Raw genomic sequence first — 2,609 nt, 5'->3', positions numbered from 1 at the left:
ATGGCGATCAACTTACCTTTTAGGTCACTCGGATCTAGGTACTTCAAACCGTCGCCAAAAAAGCGTCCGTCGGCCATAGGTGCCTCGTCTCGGTTTATAGTCGCGGAGCGCTTCTTCCACCAGCGCCCGCATGTGTTCCTGCTGAGTCTCGATGCCTTGGGTTGCATCCATCGTCAATAGACCGCATTCATCGACGATCTTGTCATATTCCGCGAGGATCCGTGATTGAAAGAGCCGGAAGCTTTCGGTGATGTCCTGGCTCAGATCCATATCCATGCCGGCTTCATAGTATTTGAAGTGGCCGCGAGTCCCACGCGACAGCCGGGAAATGGCGACTTCGATAGGGACTTTGAAATAGAACGCCATGTCGGGCTTGATCGCAAACGCGTAGAGCTTCCGGACCCACTCGTTCGCCACACCGCGTACCACATCGCGTGCAAAGGCCGTATACATATATCGATCGGCTAGGACAAGCATGCCCGCATTCAGGGGCGGGAGGATCTGATGATAGAGCCGACTGGCAAAATCGGTGGCATGCAGCAAGCTGAACGTTGTCGGAGTGAGGCTCTTCGATTTTTTCCCGCGTTTGGTGGTCTCTTTCACGAGTTCCGATGAATTCCATTCGGTAAAGAATACTTTGTGGCCTTTGGACTCCAGCCATTTGTGTAACAGTTGCAGTTGAGTGCTTTTGCCCGATCCATCGATGCCTTCGACGATGATCAGCTTTCCTGGGTAAGGGTGGGGGACTATCCTGGATAGATGGGGTTCGGTCATGATGGCTCGTTTTCCAACACTCCGGAGAGCAGAACACGTCGGCGAAAGACCTGTTCGAACAAGTCGACCCTGCTCTTCGCGGCCCACAACTCCATCTCGGCGTCTCCTGCCAAATGAACTTCGATCGTAATCTGTTTCCCGAACTTGACGTGTACGGAACGAACAAGCGAGAAATGGGTCCGATCGAGCCCGTCGGCTAGCCGCAGTAATGAAGCGAGGATTTTGACCACGCGTTGCAAGCGCGGTGTCAGACAGTCGAATGCCTCGTGCTTCAGCGACGGCAAAGCCCTCCGGTGGTAGCGCGCGATGTTGGCGACCACATTGATCTCTTCAGCCGTCAATCCATCCAGGGCGCTATGTTTGATGAGGTAATACGCGTGTTTGTGATGTTGTCTCGGATTGATGAGATATCCTACATCGTGCAGAATGGCCGCGTACTCCAGCCAGGTGCGCTCCTGCTGTCCCAGGCGATGCTCTCTCTTGGTTTGATCGAACAGATTCAGCGCCAAATTGGCAACGTGCAGTGAATGAACCTCCGGTGCCTGGCAGCGTCGGGCAAGGCCGATCACGTTGCGGCGTCGAACGTCGGGGATATCATTTTCGGCCTTCAACCCTTCTCGATGCCGTACAATAAAATCATAGATCACACCCTCTCGGAGCGCTTTGTCGCAGAGTGTTATCTCATTGAGACCGGATAGCTCCAAAAGACGTCGGAGGACCACGGCGGTCGGCAAGAGGGTATCGACACGCTTGGGGTCTAGACCGGGAATTGCCAAACGAGCCTTCACCGATGACCGAGCCAATTCAGCTTCCAGGCTACGGAGATCCTTCAATAAGACAGTCGCAAGATTATGCTGCGGCAACGGTTTTCCGGTTTGACGAAGATGGACGACCTCACCGATGTTCCCCGCCATACCGGAGGTGGCGACCAGTGAATGGAACTTCTTCATCTTGAATGATCCGAGCGCATCGCGCAGATGGGTGAGCACGGCATCGCCCAGGGCATGCATCATCGACTCAGACGGCGGAGTTTTGGGAAGGAATTGCTCGGCTAAACGAATGGCTCCCAGCTTGAGACTTTTGCCGTGGATCAACCCTTCTCGATTTCCCACGATCAACTCCACGGAGCCGCCTCCGATGTCGACGACGAGCGTTGGTCCATCCGGGAGGGCGATGCTATGCTTGACGCCCAGGAAAATGAGCCGAGCCTCCTCGGTTCCGCTGATCACCCGAACTCTCAGTCCCGTCTGCTCCATGATCAAGGTCACGAAATCACCCCCGTTTTGGGCTTCGCGTACGGCACTCGTCGCGACGGCGACGATACGTTCGAACCCTTTGTTGCGGGCGAGGGTGACCAACGTCTTGAGGATTTCCAGCGCACGGGACATGGCCTCGTCTGAGAGCCGCCTGGTTGCGAACACGCCGTTTCCCAGACGCGTGATGTCCTTAAAACGGTCGAGTATCTTGAAGCTGGCATCGGGGAGAATTTCAGCCAGCACCATATGAATGGAGTTCGTCCCGATGTCGATGACGGCGAGTTTAGACACAGAAGTTTCCTACGATTGGAGAACCGAAGAACCTTAATGAAAGAACAGTAGCCTGTCAACTATCAACGTGTAAACTGTGCGTTCTATGTATTCGATAGCGAAGGAGGAAGGCAGGGTAGGATTCGGATATTATTGAACGACGAAATGGACGCTCCGGTTTTTCTCCCTGCAATCGCTGGAATGCTCAACGCATAGGGGGCGATCTTTCCCGTAACTGGCTGTTTTGACATCGATGAGGAGCCCCAGTTCATGAAGGTAAGACCGCACATTCCTTGCCCGCCGCTCCCC

2 protein-coding genes are annotated in these 2,609 nt (G+C 54.5%); both read right to left on the bottom strand.

All coding sequences use genetic code 11. From position 1 onward, the window contains the following. Nucleotides 1-24 precede the first annotated feature (24 nt). Nucleotides 25-774: a dTMP kinase gene (tmk, locus tag ACOSYY_RS09100; protein ID WP_421661952.1), complete on the bottom strand. Its 750-nt coding sequence runs from the start codon at nucleotides 772-774 to the stop codon at nucleotides 25-27. Then, the gene (locus tag ACOSYY_RS09095; RefSeq protein ID WP_421661951.1) at nucleotides 771-2,321 is read right to left on the bottom strand and encodes a Ppx/GppA phosphatase family protein; all 1,551 of its coding nucleotides are present in this window, start codon (nucleotides 2,319-2,321) and stop codon (nucleotides 771-773) included. Before ACOSYY_RS09095 ends, tmk begins: the two co-directional genes overlap by 4 nt. Nucleotides 2,322-2,609 lie beyond the last annotated feature (288 nt).

Source organism: Nitrospira sp. BLG_2, assembly GCF_049222245.1.
Note: the sequence above shows the minus strand (reverse complement) of the source record. Positions and strands in the feature narration are given on the sequence as shown.

Excerpts from the sequence above, each read along its gene's own strand:
- tmk (WP_421661952.1), bottom strand. The coding sequence starts at position 774 with ATGACCGAACCCCATCTATCCAGGATAGTCCCCCACCCTTACCCAGGA.